General features: G+C 67.4%; 19 protein-coding genes. 15 read left to right on the top strand and 4 right to left on the bottom strand.

Annotated features, from left to right (window positions below; all coding sequences use genetic code 11):
* Positions 1-7 precede the first annotated feature (7 nt).
* Entirely contained in the window at positions 8-1,069 is a 1,062-nt protein-coding gene (locus tag MNR00_RS03195; protein WP_241927733.1) for a substrate-binding domain-containing protein, read from the bottom strand.
* A 139-nt stretch (positions 1,070-1,208) separates the two neighbouring features.
* On the opposite strand from MNR00_RS03195, the gene MNR00_RS03190 reads away from it, so the two are divergent.
* Positions 1,209-1,886, top strand: a complete 678-nt coding sequence (locus MNR00_RS03190; protein WP_241927732.1) for a GntR family transcriptional regulator — start codon at positions 1,209-1,211, stop codon at positions 1,884-1,886.
* A 168-nt stretch (positions 1,887-2,054) separates the two neighbouring features.
* A complete protein-coding gene (locus MNR00_RS03185; RefSeq protein ID WP_241927731.1) occupies positions 2,055-2,855 on the top strand; it encodes an SDR family oxidoreductase in 801 nt (266 codons plus the stop codon).
* A gap of 60 nt (positions 2,856-2,915) precedes the next feature.
* Here MNR00_RS03185 and MNR00_RS03180 read toward each other — a convergent pair whose 3' ends face one another.
* On the bottom strand, positions 2,916-4,079 hold the full coding sequence (locus MNR00_RS03180) for a glycosyltransferase (RefSeq protein ID WP_241928750.1): 1,164 nt from the start codon (positions 4,077-4,079) through the stop codon (positions 2,916-2,918).
* 205 nt (positions 4,080-4,284) lie between these two features.
* On the opposite strand from MNR00_RS03180, the gene MNR00_RS03175 reads away from it, so the two are divergent.
* The 8 genes from MNR00_RS03175 (at position 4,285) to MNR00_RS03140 (ending at position 14,399) form a co-directional block, all read left to right on the top strand.
* The gene (locus MNR00_RS03175) at positions 4,285-6,054 is read left to right on the top strand and encodes an ABC transporter substrate-binding protein (protein ID WP_241927730.1); all 1,770 of its coding nucleotides are present in this window, start codon (positions 4,285-4,287) and stop codon (positions 6,052-6,054) included.
* Between the two features lie 70 nt (positions 6,055-6,124).
* Complete coding sequence (locus tag MNR00_RS03170; protein ID WP_241927729.1) at positions 6,125-7,801, top strand: ABC transporter ATP-binding protein; 1,677 nt, start codon at positions 6,125-6,127, stop codon at positions 7,799-7,801.
* Between the two features lie 20 nt (positions 7,802-7,821).
* Positions 7,822-8,757: an ABC transporter permease gene (locus MNR00_RS03165; protein WP_241927728.1), complete on the top strand. Its 936-nt coding sequence runs from the start codon at positions 7,822-7,824 to the stop codon at positions 8,755-8,757.
* Positions 8,754-9,719, top strand: a complete 966-nt coding sequence (locus MNR00_RS03160) for an ABC transporter permease (protein ID WP_241927727.1) — start codon at positions 8,754-8,756, stop codon at positions 9,717-9,719. The genes MNR00_RS03165 and MNR00_RS03160 overlap by 4 nt, the downstream gene beginning before the upstream one ends.
* A 35-nt stretch (positions 9,720-9,754) precedes the next feature.
* Complete coding sequence (locus MNR00_RS03155; protein WP_241927726.1) at positions 9,755-11,053, top strand: alpha/beta fold hydrolase; 1,299 nt, start codon at positions 9,755-9,757, stop codon at positions 11,051-11,053.
* 65 nt (positions 11,054-11,118) lie between these two features.
* Positions 11,119-12,618: an aminopeptidase P family protein gene (locus tag MNR00_RS03150; protein ID WP_241927725.1), complete on the top strand. Its 1,500-nt coding sequence runs from the start codon at positions 11,119-11,121 to the stop codon at positions 12,616-12,618.
* Positions 12,619-12,693: 75 nt separating this feature from the next.
* The gene (locus MNR00_RS03145) at positions 12,694-13,599 is read left to right on the top strand and encodes a dihydrodipicolinate synthase family protein (protein ID WP_241927724.1); all 906 of its coding nucleotides are present in this window, start codon (positions 12,694-12,696) and stop codon (positions 13,597-13,599) included.
* A 122-nt stretch (positions 13,600-13,721) separates the two neighbouring features.
* Positions 13,722-14,399 carry a GntR family transcriptional regulator gene (locus tag MNR00_RS03140; protein WP_241927723.1) on the top strand — a complete coding sequence of 226 codons (678 nt, stop codon included), beginning with the start codon at positions 13,722-13,724 and terminating at the stop codon, positions 14,397-14,399.
* 21 nt (positions 14,400-14,420) lie between these two features.
* Here MNR00_RS03140 and MNR00_RS03135 read toward each other — a convergent pair whose 3' ends face one another.
* Positions 14,421-15,053 carry a TetR/AcrR family transcriptional regulator gene (locus MNR00_RS03135; protein WP_241927722.1) on the bottom strand — a complete coding sequence of 211 codons (633 nt, stop codon included), beginning with the start codon at positions 15,051-15,053 and terminating at the stop codon, positions 14,421-14,423.
* A 102-nt stretch (positions 15,054-15,155) separates the two neighbouring features.
* Here MNR00_RS03135 and MNR00_RS03130 point away from each other — a divergent pair, with 102 nt between their 5' ends.
* From MNR00_RS03130 to MNR00_RS03110, 5 genes are read left to right on the top strand one after another with little or no spacing between them, the layout of a single operon-like run.
* On the top strand, positions 15,156-15,641 hold the full coding sequence (locus MNR00_RS03130; RefSeq protein ID WP_241927721.1) for a MaoC/PaaZ C-terminal domain-containing protein: 486 nt from the start codon (positions 15,156-15,158) through the stop codon (positions 15,639-15,641).
* Positions 15,642-15,644: 3 nt separating this feature from the next.
* Positions 15,645-17,240 (top strand): class I adenylate-forming enzyme family protein, encoded by a 1,596-nt coding sequence (locus MNR00_RS03125; RefSeq protein ID WP_241927720.1) that lies wholly within the window; start codon positions 15,645-15,647, stop codon positions 17,238-17,240.
* Positions 17,237-18,466, top strand: a complete 1,230-nt coding sequence (locus MNR00_RS03120) for an MFS transporter (RefSeq protein ID WP_241927719.1) — start codon at positions 17,237-17,239, stop codon at positions 18,464-18,466. Before MNR00_RS03125 ends, MNR00_RS03120 begins: the two co-directional genes overlap by 4 nt.
* Positions 18,467-18,508: 42 nt before the next feature.
* Positions 18,509-19,543, top strand: a complete 1,035-nt coding sequence (locus MNR00_RS03115; protein ID WP_241927718.1) for a tocopherol cyclase family protein — start codon at positions 18,509-18,511, stop codon at positions 19,541-19,543.
* Positions 19,544-19,576: 33 nt separating this feature from the next.
* Positions 19,577-20,509 (top strand): DUF1214 domain-containing protein, encoded by a 933-nt coding sequence (locus MNR00_RS03110; RefSeq protein WP_241927717.1) that lies wholly within the window; start codon positions 19,577-19,579, stop codon positions 20,507-20,509.
* A 35-nt stretch (positions 20,510-20,544) separates the two neighbouring features.
* Here the strand turns inward: MNR00_RS03110 and MNR00_RS03105 are convergent, their stop codons facing one another.
* On the bottom strand, positions 20,545-21,351 hold the full coding sequence (locus tag MNR00_RS03105; protein ID WP_241927716.1) for a tyrosine-protein phosphatase: 807 nt from the start codon (positions 21,349-21,351) through the stop codon (positions 20,545-20,547).
* Positions 21,352-21,445 lie beyond the last annotated feature (94 nt).

Raw genomic sequence — 21,445 nt, 5'->3', positions numbered from 1 at the left:
GTTCGCGTCACTTGCAGGTGAGCAGCTCGGACTCGAACTTCTTCATCACGGTGTCGGCGAAGGCCGAGCGCTCGTCGTCGTACGTGTCGACGTTGTCCTTGGTGACGACGAACGAGCCGGAGTCGACGATCACGCCGGGCTCGTTGACTGTGCAGTTGCCGCTGGCGAGCTGGGCGAGCACCCAGCTGCCCACGTATGCCTGGCCGGCCGGGTTCTGCGCGACGGTGCCGTAGACCGAGCCGTCGCGGATGCCGTCGAGGATCGTGGCGTCGTCGTCGATGGCGACGAGCTGGATCGAGAGGCCCGCCTCGGCGATCGCCTCAGCGGACGCGACTGCCGGGTTGTATGCGGTCGTCACGATGGCCTGGATCTCCGAGCCGCTGGCGGCGAGCAGGTCGGATGCTGCCTTCTGCGCGGTCGCGAGGTCGGTGTCGACATCGGTGATGTTCTGCAACAGGGTCACGGCACCGTCGGTCTCGGCGACCGCACGCTCGACACCCTTGATGCGGCGCTGCGTGTTGGAGTCGACGTTGTTGCCGGTCATGTGGACGATGTTGCCCTCGCCGCCGATCGCCTCGATCGCGGCGACGGCAGCCTGGTAGGCGGCCTCTTCCGTGTCGGTCGACAGGCAGAAGTCGGCGAGGTTCTCGTCACCGGCCGGGCACGAGCCGATCGATCCGACCGCGAGATCGGAGTCCTTCAGCCGCTGGAACGTCGAGTTGATGTCGGTGGGCGAGACGCCGAAGACACCGAATGCGTTGTATCCGTTCGCCGCCAGTGAATTGATGACGTCGTTCTGCTTGGTCTGGTCCCATTCGGCGGTCTCGTTGAACGTGACATCGCTGATGCCGAAGTCCTCGACGGCCTGCGCGCCGGCGTCGGCCCAGGGCTGGAAGTAGGGGTGTGCGCCGCCGGAGACGAGCGCCACCTTGACGGAGCCGAGGTCACCGGATGCTGCGGAGTCATCACCGCCGCCGTTGTCTGCGGGCGTCGTGCATCCCGTCAAGCCGAACAGCAGCGCTGCCGCGGCTGCGGCGACGGCGATGCGGGTACCTGTCTTTGCGCTCATCTTCGAGTCTCCATCTGTGTGGGAATGCATCCGGTGCGGGTGTGCATTCGATGTGATTTCAGATTTAGAAGATCGTATTTGATCTTCGGGTGAGGCTAGACTTGCCGATTACAACGACGCTGTCAACCCGGAGGTGAAGATGTCGACCTTGGACGCACTCCCCACACTCGGGGCCACAGCTCGCGTGATGCTGGCAGACGAGGTGTACTCAGTGCTGCAGCAGGCGGTTCTCGACGGCACTCTGCCTCCCAGCGCCCGAGTGAACGCCGGCGAACTCGCGCGACGCTTCGGTGTGTCCCCCACTCCGGTGCGCGAGGCGCTCGCACGCCTGGAATCGGATGGGCTCGTCGAGAAGCATCCCCTCAAGGGCTATCGCACAACCGACCTGCTCGACCCTGCGCAGCTGGGCGAACTGTTCGAGCTGCGCTTGCTGCTCGAACCGGGCACAGCAGGGCACGCGGCGACCCGTCGCTCCGATACCGACGTCCGGGCCCTCCAGGATGAGGTCGCTCGCGCCCGCGGTGCCATCGACGAGCCGGATGCATATGCGCTGCTCTCGCAGCACGATGTTCGTCTGCACGATCTGGTCTTCCGCTCGGCTCGCAACGCGACCGCACACACCGCGTACAACCGCACGCACTGTCACCTGCACACGTATCGCCTGTCGTACACCGGCACGTACGTGCCTGACACAGTCGATGAGCACGCGCGCATCGTCGAGGCCATCGCCGAGGGCGACGCGAAGAAGGCCGAGCGTGCGATGCGAACGCATGTCGAGCGCTCCCGCTCGAGACTGCTGCTCAAGTTCGACCGCTGACCTCGTCGGAAGCCCCGCACCGCGCAAACCATCGCAAGGCGGACAGCCGCTGAGAGGCAGCTGAGGTCGCCACCGGCATTGTCCCGGCCCCGGGGCGTTGCGGACGGCTGGTCTGTTGGCAAGCATGGATATGCGGGAGAACAGCCCGCATCGACTGAAGGAGTAGTCATGACCCGCACCTACGTCGTCACCGGATCCGCATCAGGAATCGGCGCCACCACCGCGAAGATCCTGCGCGAGCGTGGCGACACAGTGATCGGCATCGACCTGCGCGGGGCCGAGGTGGAAGCCGATCTGTCCGGTCCGCAGGGACGGAAGGATGCCGCAGCCAAGGCGCTCGAACTGGCCGGCGGCACCATCGACGCCGTCATCGCCTGCGCCGGCATCGCAGCCCCCATCCCCGCGACCATCGCCATCAATTACTTCGGCGTCACCGAGCTGCTCGACGAGCTGCTTCCAGGGCTCGTGAAGTCGGATGCGCCGCGCGTCGCAGTGGTCTCGTCGATGGCATCCCTGCAGCCGAACTCGGCCGATATGGTCGAGGCCGCTCTCGCCGGCGACGAGGAGAAGGCGAAGCAGATCGCCGCCGACCTCGCCGAGCAGGGCCCCGAGCTTGGCTACCTCGTCTACCCGTCGTCGAAGCGCGCGCTGGCACGCTGGGTGCGCCGCGCATCGATCACGCCCGAGTGGGCAGGCAACGGCATCCCGGTCAACGGCGTCGCGCCCGGCACCGTGCTCACGCCGATGACCGAGGGACTGCTGTCGACGCCAGAGGGCGCGAAGATGGTGGATGCTGCCGTGCCGATGCCCCTCAACTACCACCAGCCGCCTGAGTCGATCGCGCACCTGCTGATCTGGCTGACCAGCGTGGAGAACACGCACATGGCCGGGCAGATCATCTACGACGACGGCGGCGCGGATGCCACGCTGCGCGGCGACGACATCTGGTCGTGGAACGACGCCAGCTGAATCGCTGACACTCGCCCCGCCGACAGATTCGCGGTGCGAGATCACCTCGCAGCGGCCTGGCTAGCGGGTCGCACTCTCGAGGAACCTCACTGCCTGCTCGACCGACGGCAGGGCGTCGATGGCAGCCGCCACCGATTCTGCGACCTCGCGATACGCCGGATCTCCGAGCACGGCCATCACCTCTCTGCAGGCGCGGATCACAGCATCCGCCCCTGGTTCCACGTCGCGTCCGGCGCCGATGGCGGCGACATGTCGCGCGTTGATGACCTGGTCGGTGGTGAAGATGGGGGCGACCACCTGCGGAACACCCGCCGAGAGGGCGCCCATCGTGGTGCCGAATCCGCCGTGGCCCAGCACCAGCGCAGCCTGGCTGAGGACGTCGGCCTGCGGCCACCACGCCTCGACTCGCGCGTGGGGCGGCACAGCACCGAGCCCTGCGATGTCGACTCGATGGCCGACCGTCATCAGCACGCGCACCGGCAGGTCGGCGAGGCCATCCAGCGCCTGCCGGAAGACGCCGGCGAACGGTGGGAGTGATCCAGTCACGGAGCCGAAGGTGACGTAGACCAGTGGCAGCGCTGGATCGCCCCAGCGGGGCAGCGGCTGTGGTGGAGTTGCACCCAGCTCATCGCGGTAGCGGAACGCGACGCCTGCGGGATCGTACGCGTCGTCGCCGGCGAGGTCCAGCGGCTCCGGCACCGAACTCAGCACGGGCTCCGCGGCGAGCGCAGCCGTCAGTGCCGCCTCCGCCAGCCCAGCTCCCCTGCTCAGCTCTGCGAGCGGGCCCGCCAGGTGATCGGCGAAGAGCCGCGCCATCTCGGCCATCCCGATCGCCACCTGCACGTGAGGCAGTCCCGCGGATTCCGCTGCGGCCAGTGAGCCGACTTCAGCCGGCTCCCGCACGACGAGATCGGGGCCCCACTCATCGATCACACTGACGAGACCCGGATACGCCGCCTGCGCATCGACCCGTCCGAACACCTCGCGGATCACGACCGCGTTGGCTTCGTCGAACGGCAGCGCCGGCACGGTCACCATGATCGGCCCGATCAGTTCGGGTGGGGCATCGGCGAACGGCACATGGCGGAGGGAGGCGGCCTGCACTGTCCCGGCGAAGGACGCCGGTGCCGCCACCCGCACGTCGTGCCCTGCCTCTGCTGCGGCACGGGCCAGCGACACCAGAGGACCGAAATGCCCCTGGTTTCCCGTCGTCGAGAAGAGCATGCGCACGACTAGAGAATCGCACTCCGCGGGCCTGTCCGCCAGGGGTTTCGCTGCGCGCGGGCCGGCGCTTGAGGGACGGGCTTTCGCCGGGCTGGCACCTTATGTTTAATATCTGACATGTGCTATGTTACTGGCGAGCCAGCCCTCGGCTCATGCCCGTCACAGCAGCGGGTGATACCCGAATCAAGGACTCAAGGATGACCCTATGACTCGCAAGATGAAAGCCCTGCTCACACCGTTGGTCGCCACTTCGGCGCTAGCCCTGGTGCTCAGCGGCTGTTCGACGACGGGCGGCGACCCCACCGGCGATGCCGGTGAGCCGCAGACCGGAGGCACCCTGAAGGTGCTCTCCAACGGTGACGTCGACCACCTCGACCCGCAGCTGATCGCGTATGTTCCGTCCAACGGCGTGACCCGCACGATCTCGCGCTCCATCCTGAGCTACGAGGCGTCCAACGACGAAGCCGAGCGCTCCGCGCTGGTGGGCGACCTCGCCACGGACGTGCCCAAGCCTGAGGATGGCGGCCTCAGCTACACGATCACCCTGCGTGATGGGGCGTCCTGGGATGCACCGGACGGCGCTCGCGACATCGTCTCAGGCGACATCGCGCGCGGCATCGAGCGCATCTGCAACCCCTACATCGGCGCCGGACTCGGCGGATACTTCATCTCTCTCATCGAGGGCATGGACGAGTACTGCGAGGGCTTCTCGGCCATCGCACCCGAGGTCGCGCCGATGAAGGAGTACATCGAGTCGAACGACATCTCCGGCATCGAGACGCCCGATGACAAGACGGTGATCTTCCACCTCGTGGAGCCGGCATCCGACTTCACGAGCATGCTCAGCCTGGCGACGGCCAACCCAGCGCCCGTCGAGGTGCTGGACTATCTGCCCGACTCGCCCGAGTACCGCAACAACTTCGTCGCCTCGGGGCCGTACACGGTCGCCGAGCACAAGCCGGACGTGAAGATGACCCTCGAGCGCAATCCCTCGTGGAAGGCGGAGAGCGACCCGCTGCGCAAGGCGTACGTCGACTCGATCGAGATGACGATGGGCATCGAAGTGGATGCTGCGATGCAGCAGGTGCAGGCGGGGTCCGCCGACTTGCTGTTCGACATCCAGCCCAGCCCGGCGAACATCCAGCAGCTGACGAGCGTGGGTGACAAGAAGTTCTCCACCCTGGAGAACGGTGGCATCGACCAGTTCCTGTGGTTCAACACCAAGACGACCAACAACGGCAGCGCCCTGCAGAAGCCCGAAGTGCGTCAGGCGCTGCAGTACGCGATCGACAAGGCGGCCGTCGTGCAGGTGATGGGCGGCGAAGAGATCGCCACAGTGACGAACGGCCTCTTCGGACCGGGCATCAACGGCTTCGAGGAGTACTCGCCCTACGGCGACGGCAGCGGCAAGGCCGACCCCGAGAAGGCCAAGCAGATGCTCGCCGACGCCGGCGTGCAGAACCTCACGCTGAAGTTCCCGTACCGCAACCTCGGCTCGCAGCCCGACATCGCACAGACCGTGCAGGCGAGCCTCGAGGCCGCAGGCATAAAGGTCGAGCTGTTCCCGGTTCCGCCCACCGACTACTACGCCAATTTCATGACCAACCCCGAGAACGCCACTGGCGGCGAGTGGGACGTCGCGCTGGTCGGCTGGTCGCCGGACTGGGTCGGCGGCGCTGCGCGCAGCGTCTACCAGCCGCAGTTCAGCTTCAACGGCACGCCGCAGGCGTACAACTACGTCGACTACAACAACGACGAGGCCAATGAGCTCGCAGCTCAGGCACTCGCCGCAAGCAGCCCCGAAGAAGCAGGCAAGCTGTGGCACCAGGTCGACGAGACGGTGATGAAGGACTCCCCCATCGTGAGCATCGCTGCCAAGAAGAAGGCGAACTACCACTCCGAGCGCGTGCAGAACTTCGCGATCTACGCCCTCGCACAGAACGGTGACTGGGCCAACGTGTGGCTGAGCAAGTGACCCCACGTTGACGATGCTGCTGCGGCACCCCGACCGGTGCCGCAGCAGCCTCACTGTTAGGAGGAATCGCGTGTCGATTCTTGAGGTATCCAACCTGCGCGTCGATATCCCCACCGAGAGCGGAACCGTGCACGCCGTCAAGGACGTCTCCTTCGACGTCGCAGAGGGCGAGTTCTTCGGCATCGTCGGGGAGTCCGGCTCAGGCAAGTCCGTGCTGGTGCAGTCCGTGATGGGGCTCATCCCCAACGCCCGCACCACCGGCGCCGTCCGCTTCCAGGGTGAGGATCTGCTCTCGCTGGCACCCGACCGGCTGCGCCGCAAGCGCGGCAATGAGATCAGCATGATCTTCCAGGACCCGCTGTCGAGCCTGCACCCGCAGTACACCGTCGGGTGGCAGATCGTCGAGCAGATCCGCGCGCACGAGAACGTCTCCAAGCGGGCGGCCAAGGCCCGCGCCATCCAACTGCTCGAAAAGGTGCACATCGCCGACGCCGCATCTCGCTTCGACGCGTACCCGCACCAGTTCTCGGGCGGCATGCGCCAGCGCGTCATGATCGCGATGAGCCTGTCACTCGACCCCGCGCTGATCATCGCCGATGAGCCGACCACCGCGCTGGACTCGACGGTGCAGGCGCAGATCCTGCAGCTGCTCGGCGAGATGAAGGAGGACTTCGGCGCTACGGTTCTGATGATCAGCCACGACCTGAGCGTGATGGCCAGTGTCGCCGACCGCGTCATGGTGATGTACCGAGGCGAGCAGGTGGAGCTCGGCAAGAGCGCTGACGTGCTCACCCGCCCGCAGGAGCCGTACACCGTCTCGCTCATCGAGTCGTCGTCGTTCACGCAGAGCGAGCGGCAGCCGCCGGTCGAATCGGCAGCGGCGTCAGAACCGGAGCCGGCGCCGATCGCCCAGGTCTCGGACGTCAGCCTGTCGTTCACTCAGCGCCGCGGCGTCAAGCGCAAGGTGTTGGACGGCATCAACCTCGAGGTGCGGCGCGGCGAGACGCTCGGCCTGGTCGGCGAGAGCGGATGCGGCAAGACGACGCTCGCGCGCACCATCGCCGGACTCGTCGACCCGTCAGAGGGCACCGTGAGCTTCGACGGCACTGACCTCTCGACCGTCAAGGGCGCCGCGTGGCGGCGGATGCGACAGCGGGTGCAGGTGGTCTTCCAGGATCCGTTCTCGTCGCTGAATCCCAAGCGGCGCGTCGGCTCCATCATCGAAGACCCGCTGCGCGTGCACGGCTTGGGCAACGCCCGCGAGCGACAGCGGCGCGTGCTTGAGCTGCTCGAGCTGGTCGGCCTCGACCCCGACCATTACAACCGCTTCCCCTCGCAGTTCTCCGGCGGCCAGCGCCAGCGCATCGGCATCGCGCGGGCCATCGCCCTGAACCCCGATCTGGTCATCCTCGACGAGCCGGTGTCGGCTCTCGACGTCACCGTGCAGGCGCAGGTGCTGCAGCTGCTCGATGACCTGCAGCGCGACCTCGGGCTGACGTACCTGTTCATCTCTCACGACCTCGCCGTCGTCAGACACATGTGCGATCGGATCGCGGTGATGGAGAACGGCCGGATCATCGAGCTGGGCGACGCGGAGACCATCTACAACTCCCCGCGCGAGCCGTTCACGAAGCGACTGCTGGCCGCATCGTTCCTCGACACTGTGGGCATCGATGCAACCGCGCACGCTCCCACGGAGCAGGCCCAGGCAGAACAGGCCACCGCAGCGCAGGAGGTCGGCTCATGAACGTCTTCTCCAAAGAGACGATGACTCTCATGCTCCCCTCGCGCGGAGCCGAGAACGCAGCGAAGGCCCCGAAGAGCTCGTGGCATCTCACGCTGCGGCGGCTGCGCCGTGATCCGGCGAGCGTGGCATCCGCCATCGTGATCGTGCTGATCGTCCTCTTCGCGGTGTGCGCCCCGCTCATCGCCCAGTGGACCGGCCACGGGCCGACGCAGCAGTTCCGCGAGACGGGACTGTCTCCCTCTGGCATGCCGGTCGCTCCGAACAGTGAGTTCCTGCTCGGCACCGACCAGCTCGGCCGCGACGTTCTCGTGCGCCTGGCCTATGGTGCGCAGGTCTCTCTGCTGGTCGGCGTGGCCGCCTCGCTGGCGGCCGCTGCCATCGGCATCCTGATCGGCATGACGGCCGGCTTCGCCGGCGGGGTCGTCGACACGGTGCTCAGTCGCCTGATCGACCTGGTGATGAGCGTGCCGTTCCTGCTGGTGGCCATCGCCACCGTCTCGGTGCTCGGCCCAAGCCTGCAGCTGTCGATATGGGTGATCGTGTTCTTCAGCTGGGCGGGCCTCGCCCGCGTCATCCGCGGCCAGGTGCTGGCCCTCCGCGAGCGCGAGTTCATCGAGACCGCCCGCTCCATCGGGCAGTCGGGTGTCGCGACGATGTTCCGCGACGTGCTGCCGAACCTGGTCGTGCCGATCGTCGTGTACACGACGCTCATGATCCCTGCGGCGATCGTGTTCGAGGCGACGCTGTCGTTCCTCGGTCTCGGCATCGTCCCTCCGACCCCGAGCTGGGGCAACATGCTCGCCGACGCCGCCAACGGATCGATGTACATGGTCGCCCCGTGGATGGTGCTCGTGCCAGGGCTCGCGTTGCTGACGCTGACGCTCACCTTCAACCTGCTGGGCGATGGCCTGCGCGACGCCCTTGATCCGTCTTCGACGAAGGGAGCCCGAGCATGATCCGCTACCTGCTGTCACGCGTCGGCTTCGGACTGCTGGTGCTGTTCCTGCTGAGCGTGTTCGTCTTCGTACTGTTCTACGTGACGCCGTCAGACCCGGCGCGCATCATCGCCGGCGACAAGGCGACCGAAGAGCTGATGGCGCAGATCCGCGTCAACCTCGGCCTCGACAAGCCGATCTGGCAGCAGTATCTCGTGTTCCTGGGCGGGCTGCTGCAGGGCGACCTCGGCTACTCGTACCGTTCGAACCTTCCGGTCGCCGACCTCGTGCTCGCCCGCATCCCGGCGACGATGTCTCTGGTGTTCGGTGCGGTCGTCGTGTGGCTGGCGATCGGCATCCCGATCGGACTCGCATCGGCCAAGCGCCCTGGCAGCATCCGCGATCGACTGGGTCAGGGATTCGCGCTCGTCGGCATCAGCTTCCCCACCTTCGTGCTCGGCATGCTCGCGCTGTACACGCTGTACTTCCTGCCGACCCGGTTCGGGGTGATCCTCTTCCCGCCCTCTGGTTACGTTCCACTCACCGAGGACCCGCTGCAGTGGGCCTGGCATCTGGCGCTGCCGTGGCTGACGCTGGCGATGGTGACCGCTGCCGTGTACGCACGACTGACCCGCGGGCAGATGCTCGATGTGCTCGGCGAGGACTACGTGCGTACCGCTCGCGCCAAGGGCCTGACCGAGCGTCGTGTCATCTATGTGCACGCCTTCCGCAGCGCGATGCCGCCACTGGTCACCCAGCTCGGCATCGACATCGGGCTGATGCTCGGTGGCGTCATCGTGATCGAGCAGGTGTTCGGCCTGCAGGGTGTCGGTGCACTCGCCATCACGAGCGTGGCGATGCAGGATAGACCCGTGATCATCGCGATCGTGCTGCTCGGCGGTCTTTTCGTCGCGCTGTCGAACCTCATCGTCGACCTGTTCTACGCGCTGCTCGATTCCCGAGTGCGCACCCGCGCGAACTGATCGCGAACAATCCCGAAAGGCAGGTGCGGTCCGGCATGACCCGCGACTTCGAGTACTTCATCGGCAAGGACATCGTCGCCCGTGATGTGTGGACGACGGTCCCGTTGGACTGGAACGACCCCGACGGCGAGACGATCGACCTGTTCGCCCGCGAGTTCGTGGCCGCTGAGCGTCGCAACGATGACCTGCCGCTGATGCTGCACCTGCAGGGCGGGCCCGGCGGCAAGGGCGCGCGTCCGCTCGGGCGCGATGCGTGGATGGATGCTGTGCTGTCGCGGTTCCGGCTGGTCGTGCCCGACCAGCGCGGCACTGGACGCTCGACGCCGCTGTCCGGCGCCGACTTCGCGGCGATGCCGGCGGGCGAGGCGGCTCGCCGGCTTTCGCTGCACAGGGCGGATGCCATCGTGCGCGACTTCGAGGCGCTGCGCGCCACGCACTACGAAGGCCGGCAGTGGTGGACGATCGGGCAGAGCTATGGCGGGTTCCTCACCCTGCACTACCTGTCCACGGCGCCGGGCGCCATCGTCGCATCTGCCGTGGCCGGCGGGCTCCCCTCGCTGACGCCGGATGCGTCGGAGGTCTACCGCCGTACCTTCCCGCGCGCCCTGCAGAAGAACCGTCTGTTCCGCGAACGCGCTCCTCATCTCGAAGAGCGCATCGGCAAGGTCGCCGACCTGCTGCAGGCCGACGAGGTGCTGCTGGCCGACGGCGACCGCCTGACCGTGCGCCGGCTGCAGACCCTCGGCCTCGACTTCGGCATGGGACCAGGCGCCGACCGCGTGCACTGGCTGTTCGATGAGGCCTTCGCCGACCGCGCCGAGACGCGCCTGAGCGATACGTTCATCGCCTCCGTCGGAGGAGCCACCGCGTTCGCGACGAACCCGCTGTTCATCGCCCTGCAGGAGAGCATCTACGGCACGGGTCCCACGTCATGGGCCGCGCAGGCCGAGCGCGATCGGCATCCGGAGTTCGCCGAGTCCGCACGACCGCTGCAGCTCACCGGCGAGATGGTCTTCCCGTGGATGTTCGACGAGATCGGCGCGCTGCGCGGGTTCCGCGCCGGTGTCGAAGAGCTCGCCGCCCGCGAGTGGCCGATCGAGCTGTACGACCTGCCGCGCCTGGCCGCGAACGAGGTGCCGATCGAGGCCGTCGTGTACTTCGACGACATGTACGTCGACGCCGGACTGTCCCTGGAGACCGCCGGCCACGTCGGCGCCCTGAACGCCTGGGTCACCAACGAGCACGAGCACGACGGCATCACCCGCGCCGGCGTCGTCGAGCGCCTCTTCACCTCGCTCGAGAAGCGGCTCGGCGGCACGCCGCACTCCCGCTGATCCCACACTCCCGCTGATCCGCACGCGCTGAAACATCCCCCGAAAGAACCACCAGGAGCCCCGCTTTGAGTACCCCGCACCACCACGACGCCCGCTACGACGACACCGTGCATGTCGTGGACTGGGAAGGCAGCATCCCCAACCCCCGCTCCACCGCGAGCGACCCTCGGATGCCGTCACTGGCCAAGGCTCCGGGCTTCGCCGAGTGGATGCGCACGGGGTGGGGCGACGCCGACCGCACGCCACGCGTCGAGCCTGGCGCAGTCGACGCCGCCCGTCAGCACCGTGAGCGGCTCTCGCAGGCGCTCCCAGGGCAGACCCTGGTCGTGCTCGCCGGCCGCGCGCAGGCCAGAGTGCACGACAACTTCTTCGAGTTCCGTGCCCACAGCGACTTCCTCTGGTTGACCGGATTCCCGGTCGAGGACGGTGTGCTCGTCATGACGCCGACCGCCGGCGGCCATGACGCGACGATCTACATCGTCCCGCCCGCACGCCCCGGCGCCGCGGCCTTCCACGCCGACGCCGCGCACGGTGAGCTGTGGGTCGGTCCCCAGCCGGGAACGGCTGAGCTGGCATCCGCTCTCGACGTGCGCGTGAACGTCCTCGACGACCTCACCGTGCCGAACGGCGCGCTCATCGCGGGCCATGCTGTCGTCGGCAAGGGCACCGGCGCGCGCGTCGGCGGGCGCGTGCGGTCCGCACAGCTCGCGCGCACGCTCGCTGAGCTGCGCATGGTGAAGGATGCCTGGGAGCTGGCCGAGCTGCGCTCGGCGGTGAACCACACGATCGACGGTTTCGCGGCCGTGCGCCGCGAGGTCCCCCGCGCCATCGAGTTCGGCGGCGAGCGCTGGCTGCAGGGCACATTCGACAGGCACGCACGAACCGTCGGCCAGGCCCCCGGTTACGCATCGATCGTCGGCTCTGGCGCGAACGCGCCGATCCTGCACTGGGTGCGCGCCGAGAGCGCGGTGGACCCGGATGCCCTGCTGCTGCTCGACATGGGAGTGGAGAACCGCAGCGGCTACACCGCCGACGTCACTCGCACGATCCCGGCGAGCGGCCGGTTCACGACCGCCCAGCGCGAGGTGCACGATCTGGTCGAGCGCTCACACCGGGCCGGTCTCGCCGCTGTCGCCCCTGGGCGCGACTGGCGTGACTTCCACACCGCGAGCTTGGAGGTCATCGCGCAGGGGCTCAGCGATTGGGGCATGCTGCCGGTGTCGGTCGACGAGGCGCTCTCGGCAGAGGGACAGCACCACCGCCGCTACATCGTGTGCGGCATCGGCCACCACCTCGGCCTGGACGTGCACGACTGCGGAGCATCGTCGTACGAGCAGTACTTCGAGGCGAAGATGCAGCCGGGCATGGCGCTGACCGTCGAGCCCGGTCTGTACTTCCACGCCTGGGACGAGACGGTGCCGCCCGAGCTGCGCGGCATGGGCGTCCGGATCGAGGACGACATCATCGTGACCGACGACGGGCACGATGTGATCAGCGACGGTCTGCCGATCGATGCGGCAGGGCTTGAGCAGTGGATGGACTCGGTCGGAGTGCGTCTCTCGTGACCCACGGTCCTGGTGTAGTATGTTACATATTATTGGCGTCGGAAACGCCGCATAGCTAGCTGGAAAGGAACAAGGATGTCTCAGAAGGCTCCCTGGCACGGCGTCATCGTCGCGTCCGCCCTCCCGTTCAAGGAGGATCTCTCGGTCGACTACGACCGGTTCGCCGATCACGTGCGGTTCCTCGCCGACAACGGCTGCGACGGCATCGCCCCCAACGGCTCGCTCGGCGAGTACCAGAACCTCAGCGAGCAGGAGCGCGCGCAGGTCATCAAGACGGCAGTGGATGCTGCCCCCGAGGGCTTCTCGGTGATGGCAGGCGTCGGCGCGTACGGCGCACTGCAGTCGGCACACTGGGCAGAGCAGGCCGCCGAGGCCGGCGCGGACTGCGTCATGCTGCTGCCCCCGAACACGTACCGCGCGACCCGCGAGCAGGTCAAGCACCACTACGCGACCGTCGCAGCGGTGGGCCTGCCGGTCGTCGGGTACAACAACCCGATCGACACCAAGGTCGACCTCGTTCCCGACCTGATCGCCGAGATCCACGCCGCCGGCCACATGGTCGGCGTCAAGGAGTTCACCGGCGACCCGCGCCGCATCTACCAGATCCAGGAGCTCGCTCCCACGATCGACATCCTGATCGGCACCGACGACAGCGTGCTCGAGGTCGGCATCGCCGGCGCCGTGGGCTGGGTCGCCGGCTACCCGAACGCCATTCCGAAGGCGACGGTCGAGCTGTTCCGCCTGTCGACCTCGGGCGACGTGCGCGACCTCGAGCGCGCCAAGGTGATCTACCGCGACCTGCACAAGCTGCTGCGCTGGGACACCAAGACCGAGTTCGTCGAGTCGATCAAGCTGTCGATGGACGTGCTCGGCCTGTACGGGGGCCCGTGCCGCCCGCCGCGCCTGCCGCTGCCGAAGGACGTCGCCGACACGATCATCGCCGACACCGAGGAAGTCATCGCCAAGGGGTACGGCGCCTGACTCAGCTCAGATGATCTCCACCGGACGGGGTGCGGCACAAACATGTGCCGCACCCCGTCCGGTAAGTTCTTAAGGCAGTGCAATGCCGCATTGCACAGCATCCACTCTCTGATCGGCCGCACATGTCCCAGTTCTCCGTCGTCACCCCGCTTCAGCCGGTGCTGAACCTGCGCGAGCGCGTCGAGGTGGCCCTCGAAGCAGCCATCCGCTCCGGCGAGATGCCCGCAGGTGAGCTGTTCTCGGCACCAGCGCTGGCGGCGAAGTTCAACGTCTCGGCCACGCCGGTGCGCGAGGCGATGCTGAACCTCGAGAAGCTCGGCTTCGTCGAGGCCGTCCGCAACAAGGGCTTCCGAGTCACGGGCATCCGCGATGAGGACGTCGCCAACATCGTCGCCGTCCGGCGCATGCTCGAACCGGCGCTCGCGCGCGAGCTCGCCGGGCAGATCCCCGCCGACGAGTACGGGCACCTGCGCGCGATGGCGGATGCCATCGTCGACGGTGCCTCGAAGGGCGACCTGACCACCTACCTCGAGGCCGACCGCGCTTTCCACGAGGCCGTCAATGCGCACAGCGACAACCCGCGCCTGACCAGCCTGATCTCGCAGCTGCGCAAGGAGACCCGCCTGCCCGGCCTCGCCGGCCTGCTGGCGACCGAAGAGCTGTCGAAGTCGGCCGCCGAGCACCACGAGCTGCTCGACCTGCTCGAAGCCGGCGACGGCGAGCAGGCCGAAGCCGTCATGCACCGCCACATCGGCCACGTCATCGGCTGGTGGGCAGGCAGGCCGGAAGCCGGCGCCTGAGCCGAGGTCGGATTCCCGGAGTCAGTCTGCTGTCACGTCGAGGTAAGGCGCCAGATACCGCTCGATCATCAAGGCAGTCTCGGCGTGCACACGAGGCGCCAGTTCCGGGGCATCGTTGACGAGATCGAGCAGGCTCGTGACGGTGTGGACGACGACCAGCGCGATGTCCGTCGACTGCCGCTCCCCCAGCGCCGGGTTCACCTCGCGCAGGAAGGGTGCGATCGCATCGGCGGTCCGCACCACGACGTCATGATCGAGGTCCCAGAGCGATGGGGAGGACGTGAGCGCACGTCGGATCGCCCGCGTCGCCGGCTGCTTCACGCGCAGGTCCGCCACACCGACGATCGCCTGACGGACGGGCTCTCGCCAGTCCGCGCCGGCACGAAGGCTGCGCAGGGCGTTCACCGACACCGCCGACCGCTCACTCTCCAGACCCTCTGCGAGTTCGCGCACGATCGTGAACTTGTTCGGGTAGTACCGGTACAAGGTGGCGATGTTCACGCCGGCGCGCTCGGCGATCGCCGACGTGGTGAGGCTGTCGAAGCCGATCTCGTCCAGCAATGCACTCGTCGCCAGGCGAATCGCTTCCACCGCAGCCTGCGCACGTGCTTGGCGCGGCTTGCGGCGGGGGACGGCACTGTCATCGTTGGTCATCGCGCCTATCCTCGCATCCCGGCAGCAGCGCCGCACTTTCCACTCTTGACGAATCGTGTCCGCGCACTATTGTAAGTAAATACTTACTTTTTTGGAGTGAAGATGACGCAAGGAAGCGCACACACGTTGGACGACCTGAACGGACTCGTCGGCGAGGAGCTGTTCCGATCGCCCTACATGGCGATCGATCAGGAGCACCTCAGCCAGTTCTCGTTCTCGACCTACCTCGATCCGGCATTCACCGACCTCACCGCGAGCAAGAACAACCCCCTCGGCGCTGAACTCGTCGACGGCTTCCTGCTGCTGAGCATGCTCACCGCGTTCCAGTTCAACAACAGCCCGCTCACGGCGACCGGAATGTACGGCTTCAACTACGGCCTCGATCGAGTGCGCTTCACCCGCCCCGTCTTCCTCGGCGAGAGGATCCGCTGCATCGCGACCCTGAGCGAAGCGGAGCACCGTGCGGACGGGACGTGGCGCGTCGTGACCGACAACATCATCGAGGTCGAGGGCGCCGACAAGCCCGCCATGCTCGCGCGGTGGGTCTGCCTGTACGCGACCCGCGACGACCACACCGACGTCGGCTGAACCATGCCCTTGACGCTTCCGCGACTGACGACGTTCGCGGATTACCTGGATCACTATGCCGCCTCGACTCCTGGTGCACCTGCGGTCTGGCACGACGGCAGCGCGCTGACGTATGTGGATCTCGCCGCGCGAGTGGAAGCCATGGCGTCCTCGCTCGCAGCGGTCGGAGTGCAGCGAGGCGACCGCATCGCGGTCCTGTGCACTCCACGCCCTGAGTACTTGATCTCGCTGTTGGCTGCGGCACGTCTCGGTGCCGTGTGGGTGGGACTGAATCCGCGTTACACCCTCGCCGAGCTCGCACAGGTGGTCAGCGACTCGCGGCCGTCGGTCATCCTCGCAATGCCCGCCTTCGACGGCCGGGCCTACGCGGACGATGTCGAGCGCCTGACCGCAGAGTTCGGTGCACGGGGCTTCGGACTCTTCCCCGCCCCTGAGACCGCTGGGGCGCTGCCGATGCTGCCGCCAGGGCCTGCCCTGCTGCCAGAGCTCGTGGGTCCGGATGATCCGGCCGTCATCGTCTACACCTCTGGCTCGTCCGGCACGCCGAAAGGCGCCGTGCTCAGCCACCGCGGTCTGGTCTACGCCGCGGCCGAAGAGGCAGAGGTGCTCGGCATCGCAGCCCCGCGAGTGCCGTGCAATCTGCCGATCAACCATGTGGCGTGCATCGCCGACCTCACCGGCACGACACTCGTCGCCGGCGGCATGCTCGCACTGCTTGAGCGCTTCGATCCAGCTGAGATACTCAGCCGGATCGCAGAGCTGCGCCTCACGAACCTCATGAACGTGCCCACCGTGCTGCAGGCTCTCACCCTGATGCCGGAGTTCGACACGCTCGATCTGTCGAGTCTGCAGGCGGTGGTCTGGGGAGGCGCGCCGCTTCCGGTCGACACCATCAGACGGTTCCGCGAGCGCGGCGTCCGTCTGATGACCGTGTACGGCATGACAGAGACGACGGCATCGATCACCTTCACTGACTCCGATGCCTCCACCGATGTCCTCGCGCACACTGTGGGACGCCCCGACCCGAACATCGCCCTGCGCATCATGGATGAGTCAGGCGTCCCGGCTTCGACGGGCGAACAGGGTGAGGTGCAGGTCCGTCACATCGGGCTGTTCCTCGAGTACTTCGGACGCCCTGGCGCCACACGTGCCGCCTACACGGATGACGGGTGGTTCCGCACTGGTGATATCGGCGTGCTGCGCGCAGACGGCAATCTTCAACTCGTCGGACGCAGCAGCGACATGATCAAGTCGGGCGGCTACAACGTGTACCCGCGCGAGATCGAGCTGCGCCTGGAGGAATGTCCCGAGATCTCACTCGCTGCCGTCATCGGGCGCCGCGACGAGACCTTCGGCGAGGTCGGCATCGCCTACCTCGTGCCAGCCCCCGGCGCCGCGATCGACGTCGACGCACTGCGTGCCACATGTCGCGAGACCCTCGCGAACTACAAGATCCCGAAGGAGTTCATCATCGTCGATGAGCTTCCCCTGCTTCCTGTCGGGAAAGTCGACAAGCAGGACCTGCGTCGCCGCGCCCGCGACGACGCATCACGTGATCGCTCACCGTCGAGCGGCTCTTCTGAGGAGATTCCCGTATGACCACACCCTTGGCGCCGACGTCGGCACCGGCAATCATCACCGACGGCATGCGCCGCGCGCGCACCGCCCTGTTCATCGTCTTCTTCGCGCAGGGCCTCGGTTTCGGATCGCTCTTCGCGCGCCTGCCCTCGATCAAGGATCGATTCGAGCTCAGCGATTCGACGCTCGCACTGCTCACCCTCGCCCTGCCTCTGCTCGCCGGTGTCGCGACGCTGGTCACGGGCAGCGTCGTGCAGCGCATCCACAGCGACCTCGTACTGCGGGTGGCGATCGCCGCCGAACTCGTCGCCCTTGTGGTGATCGGCGTCGCACCCTCATTCGCCGTGCTCATTCCGGCGTGGGTCGTGATGGGCATCGCATTCGGGATGGTGGATGCCACAATGAACATGAAGGCCGTGTCCCTGCAGGTGAGATACGGACGCAGCATCGTCGTCGGCTTCTACGCGATCTACAGCGCGGCGGGCATCGTGGCGTCCCTGGCCGCGGCCTGGTCCGCTCATCAGGGGCTGCCCCTGTGGATGTTCTTCGGGATCGAAGCAGTGATCCTGCTGCCGCTGCTCCTGGCGACGGGCCGCCACCTCGTCCATGCTCGAGTGGGAGCCGCTGGTGGCCAAGCCGGTGCCGACAAGCGCACCAGCCTGAAGGTCCGCGTGCCGTGGGCCCCCGTCATCGGCATCGGCATCGTGCTGACGTCCGCGTACTTCATCGAGTCGTCCGCGTCGAGCTGGGGGTCCGTGTACGTCAAGGACACTCTGATGGCCCCGGAGAGCATCGCCGCACTCGCATATGGCGGCTACAGCGCCGCGATGCTGATCGGGCGCCTCAGTGCCGACCGACTGATCCGCGCCTTCGGTGCGACCCGCGTGATCCGGGCGTGCGCCCTCATCGCCCTTGTCGGGATGGTGGCCGTGGTCGCCGCCTGGGCTCCCTGGGTCGCGCTGGTCGGATTCGCGCTGGCCGGTGGTGGCCTGTGCGTCATCGCTCCGCTCGCCTTCGCGGCGGCAGGCACGCTCGATGACTCGGGCGTCGCGGTGGCCCGCGCCAACACCTTCACGTACGTCGGCTTCCTGCTCGGCGCGGCGCTGATCGGTCCCATCGCCGACCTCAGCAGCATGCGAGTCGCCTACCTCATCTCGGTCGCACTCGCAGTCGTCATCCTGCTCATGGCAGGAACCCTCGCCAAGCGACTGGAGGGCAAGGAGTATGCACTCTCGTCGACTCCTTGACCGATCTAGCGGCTGCAGCGCGCCCCATGGTAGACCTTCGCCATGGGGCTGCGCGCGTGGTATCGATCGACCGGGGCTGATCTGCCGTTCCAGAGCCCGCTCCCCGCGCATCCTGGTGTCGCGATGGAAGGGTACTTCTGGCGCATCACCGAGCCGGAGTCAGGGCGGGTGATCATCGCCCTGAACGGAGTGAACCAGGGGCCGAGCGGCCCGTGGGCGACGCTCGGTTTCGCCGCGCATCCCGGTGGCTTCCTGCGGGTGGCGGAGCATCCGACAGCATCCGCTGACAAGGGCGACGTCGGCGCCCACGCCGGCGACGCGTTCCACGGCGATGTCCGCCGCCTGCGGGTCGATCTCGGGCCAGACGCACGGCTCGACGTGACGATCTCCGATGCCCTCCCCTGGCCGCACCGCGCCTTGGGTGGGTCGAGCATCTTCCAGTCGGTCCCCGCGCTCAACCAGTACTGGCATCCGTGGCTGCTGGGCGGACGAGTGAACGGCACCGCGACGATCGGCGGCGAGACATGGCAGCTGCGCGACGCGCAGATCTACGCCGAGAAGAACTGGGGGCGGGAGGGCTTTCCGGAGTCCTGGTGGTGGGGTCAAGCGCAGGGGTTCGACGACCGTGAGGTGTGCGTGGCGTTCGCCGGCGGCCAGGTGCATTCGGGGCCCATCCGCACCGAGGTCACCGGGCTGGTCGTGCGGCTGCCAGGCGGGCGGGTGGTGCGGTTGGGCAATCCCGGCATCAGTCCGGTGCGTGCCGTCGTCGACGATGAGAATTGGATGCTCCGCGGACGCGGTTATGGGTGGACCATCGAAGTCGACGGGGCGGCGCCGCGCGCAGCATCCCACGTCCTGCCGGTGCCACTGCCGTCGCAGGAGCGCAACACCGCCGGGGCGCTGGAGCACCTCGCAGGAACACTAGACGTGACGGTCCGCCGGCGCGGACGGATCGTCTGGTCGGGGCGGTCCGTGCTCGCGGGGCTGGAGCACGGCGGGCTCGACCGGGCACGGGCGGAGCTCGTGCGTCGCGGTCTCGACACCTCGGCGACCCACGCATCACCCCTGTCGGGGTGAGCGGGCGCGTCGACATGCGCTAGTGTCCGGAACATGACCACCACTGTCACGATCGACAACTTCACCCGCGCCGAGACCGACGCAATGATCACCCGCATGTTGCCGATCATCGGCGGGCAGGGGGTGTTCCACCACGATCGCGAACTCGCGCCGCTGGACGAGCAGCCCGTGATCCGGCAGAATCGCGACACGCTCTACTCGGTCGCCGTGGTCGACATCACCGATGGTGCGACCCTGACGATCCCCGAGGTGGGCGAGCGCTACATCTCGGTGATGGTGATCAACCAGGAGCACTACATCAACCGGGTCTTCCACGAGGCCGGTGCGTTCCCGCTCACCGTGGACGAGTTCGGCTCGGACTATGTGGTCGTGGCCGCGCGCATCCTGTTCGATCCCAGCAACACGGATGACCTCGCCGAGGTGCACCGCCTGCAGGACGGACTTGGTCTCGACGTCGGTGCACAGCGCCCGTTCAGGGCCGGCGACTGGGATCCCGCATCGCACCTCGAGGTGCGCGACGCGCTGCTCGTTCTCGGCCGGTCGATGGGCGGGCTCACGCATTGCTTCGGACGCAAGGAGGAGGTGGATCCGGTGCGGCACCTCGTCGGAACGGCCCTGGGCTGGGGCGGCCTGCCCGATGCGGAGGCGCAGTACATCACGATCGATCCCCGACTGCCCCAGGGTCGCTACACGATGACCTTCCGCGATGTCCCCGCCGACGCGTTCTGGTCGCTCAGCGTCTACAACGCGGCCGGATACTTCGAGCCCGGCCCGTCCGGCATCACGAACGTGAACTCGGTGTTCGCCGACGCGAACGACGACGGATCGACGACCGTGCGACTCGGCGATGAGGACGCGGTCAACGGCATCCCTCTTCCCGATGGCTGGAACCTGCTGATCCGCATGTACCGCCCTCGGCTCGACGACCTCGCGAGCTGGAGCGTCCCCGCGATCGAACCGGCCTGAGTCGGGTCCGGGCGCGCGCCGCCTAGATGTAGTTCCTAGAGAGCCCCAATGAAGCGGCGTCGGAGCATGGCGAGCTGCTCATCCGTCAGGCCGAGCCCTGCGCGCGCATAGCTCTCGATGTCGCCGTAACTGAGGCGCACCTCGTCGAGAGCCGCATCGAGATAACTGTCGCGCACGCCGAGGATCGGCTGCAGCAGCGCGGTGTTCACGCCCTGTGCGTCGAGGGCATCGAGCATGGGCTGCAATGTCGGGGCGAGGTCGGCGTTGGTCTCCAGATAGTCGGCGCGCACGTCGTCTTCGGATGCCCCGAGCAGGAGCAGCAGGGATGCGGCCGCCCATCCGGTGCGATCCTTGCCTGTCGTGCAGTGGAAGAGAGCAGCGCCCGTGCGGTTCTCGTCGATGAGGTCGAGGTAGAACCGCCGGTAGGCGGCGAGCGCAGACGCCATGCTCACGAATTCGCGGTTCGCCTCAGCGAGATAGCCATCAGCACGGCCGCCGCCGAGCAGACCCTCCAGCGCGGCCGGGTCGGAGAGGAGATCGGGGATGCGCGCGGCGATGTTCTGCGGTGCGTCGGCGACGACGTCGAGCCAGACGGATCGGGCGCCGTCGAAGAGCTGGTCGAGGGCACCATCGCGCTCGGCCGCGGTGCGCAGGTCGTACACGGTCGTGATGCCCAACTTCACGAACATGCTCGCGTCCTCCGGATCGAGCTTCGCGAGGGATGCCGAGCGGAAGATCATCCCCGGGCGCACGACCCCGCCGACAACCGGGATGCCACCGAGGTCGCGCATGTTCGGTGCGCTCGCGAGCAGGATACGGCGATCGGGAAGGTGAGTGGCCACGGGAACTCCTTCTGGGGCGCAGGCGCCTTCGGTGTCGGATGGTCGTATTATGACTGGTCCTACCTGGAGCCGGAGATCTTCGAGAAGCATCCGC

It is taken from the genome of Microbacterium sp. H1-D42, assembly GCF_022637555.1.
In the GTDB taxonomy this organism is placed as follows: Bacteria; Actinomycetota; Actinomycetes; order Actinomycetales; family Microbacteriaceae; genus Microbacterium.
Note: the sequence above shows the minus strand (reverse complement) of the source record. Positions and strands in the feature narration are given on the sequence as shown.

Bases quoted from the DNA above. Each gene is read 5' to 3' on its own strand.
- MNR00_RS03110 (WP_241927717.1), top strand. From the start codon at position 19,577: ATGACCACCACTGTCACGATCGACAACTTCACCCGCGCCGAGACCGAC.
- MNR00_RS03125 (WP_241927720.1), top strand. From the start codon at position 15,645: ATGCCCTTGACGCTTCCGCGACTGACGACGTTCGCGGATTACCTGGAT.
- MNR00_RS03180 (WP_241928750.1), bottom strand. From the start codon at position 4,079: ATGCTCTTCTCGACGACGGGAAACCAGGGGCATTTCGGTCCTCTGGTG.
- MNR00_RS03140 (WP_241927723.1), top strand. From the start codon at position 13,722: ATGTCCCAGTTCTCCGTCGTCACCCCGCTTCAGCCGGTGCTGAACCTG.
- MNR00_RS03155 (WP_241927726.1), top strand. From the start codon at position 9,755: ATGACCCGCGACTTCGAGTACTTCATCGGCAAGGACATCGTCGCCCGT.
- MNR00_RS03165 (WP_241927728.1), top strand. From the start codon at position 7,822: ATGACTCTCATGCTCCCCTCGCGCGGAGCCGAGAACGCAGCGAAGGCC.
- MNR00_RS03135 (WP_241927722.1), bottom strand. From the start codon at position 15,053: ATGACCAACGATGACAGTGCCGTCCCCCGCCGCAAGCCGCGCCAAGCA.
- MNR00_RS03130 (WP_241927721.1), top strand. From the start codon at position 15,156: ATGACGCAAGGAAGCGCACACACGTTGGACGACCTGAACGGACTCGTC.
- MNR00_RS03190 (WP_241927732.1), top strand. From the start codon at position 1,209: ATGTCGACCTTGGACGCACTCCCCACACTCGGGGCCACAGCTCGCGTG.
- MNR00_RS03120 (WP_241927719.1), top strand. From the start codon at position 17,237: ATGACCACACCCTTGGCGCCGACGTCGGCACCGGCAATCATCACCGAC.
- MNR00_RS03160 (WP_241927727.1), top strand. From the start codon at position 8,754: ATGATCCGCTACCTGCTGTCACGCGTCGGCTTCGGACTGCTGGTGCTG.
- MNR00_RS03185 (WP_241927731.1), top strand. From the start codon at position 2,055: ATGACCCGCACCTACGTCGTCACCGGATCCGCATCAGGAATCGGCGCC.
- MNR00_RS03115 (WP_241927718.1), top strand. From the start codon at position 18,509: ATGGGGCTGCGCGCGTGGTATCGATCGACCGGGGCTGATCTGCCGTTC.
- MNR00_RS03175 (WP_241927730.1), top strand. From the start codon at position 4,285: ATGACTCGCAAGATGAAAGCCCTGCTCACACCGTTGGTCGCCACTTCG.
- MNR00_RS03195 (WP_241927733.1), bottom strand. From the start codon at position 1,069: ATGAGCGCAAAGACAGGTACCCGCATCGCCGTCGCCGCAGCCGCGGCA.
- MNR00_RS03145 (WP_241927724.1), top strand. From the start codon at position 12,694: ATGTCTCAGAAGGCTCCCTGGCACGGCGTCATCGTCGCGTCCGCCCTC.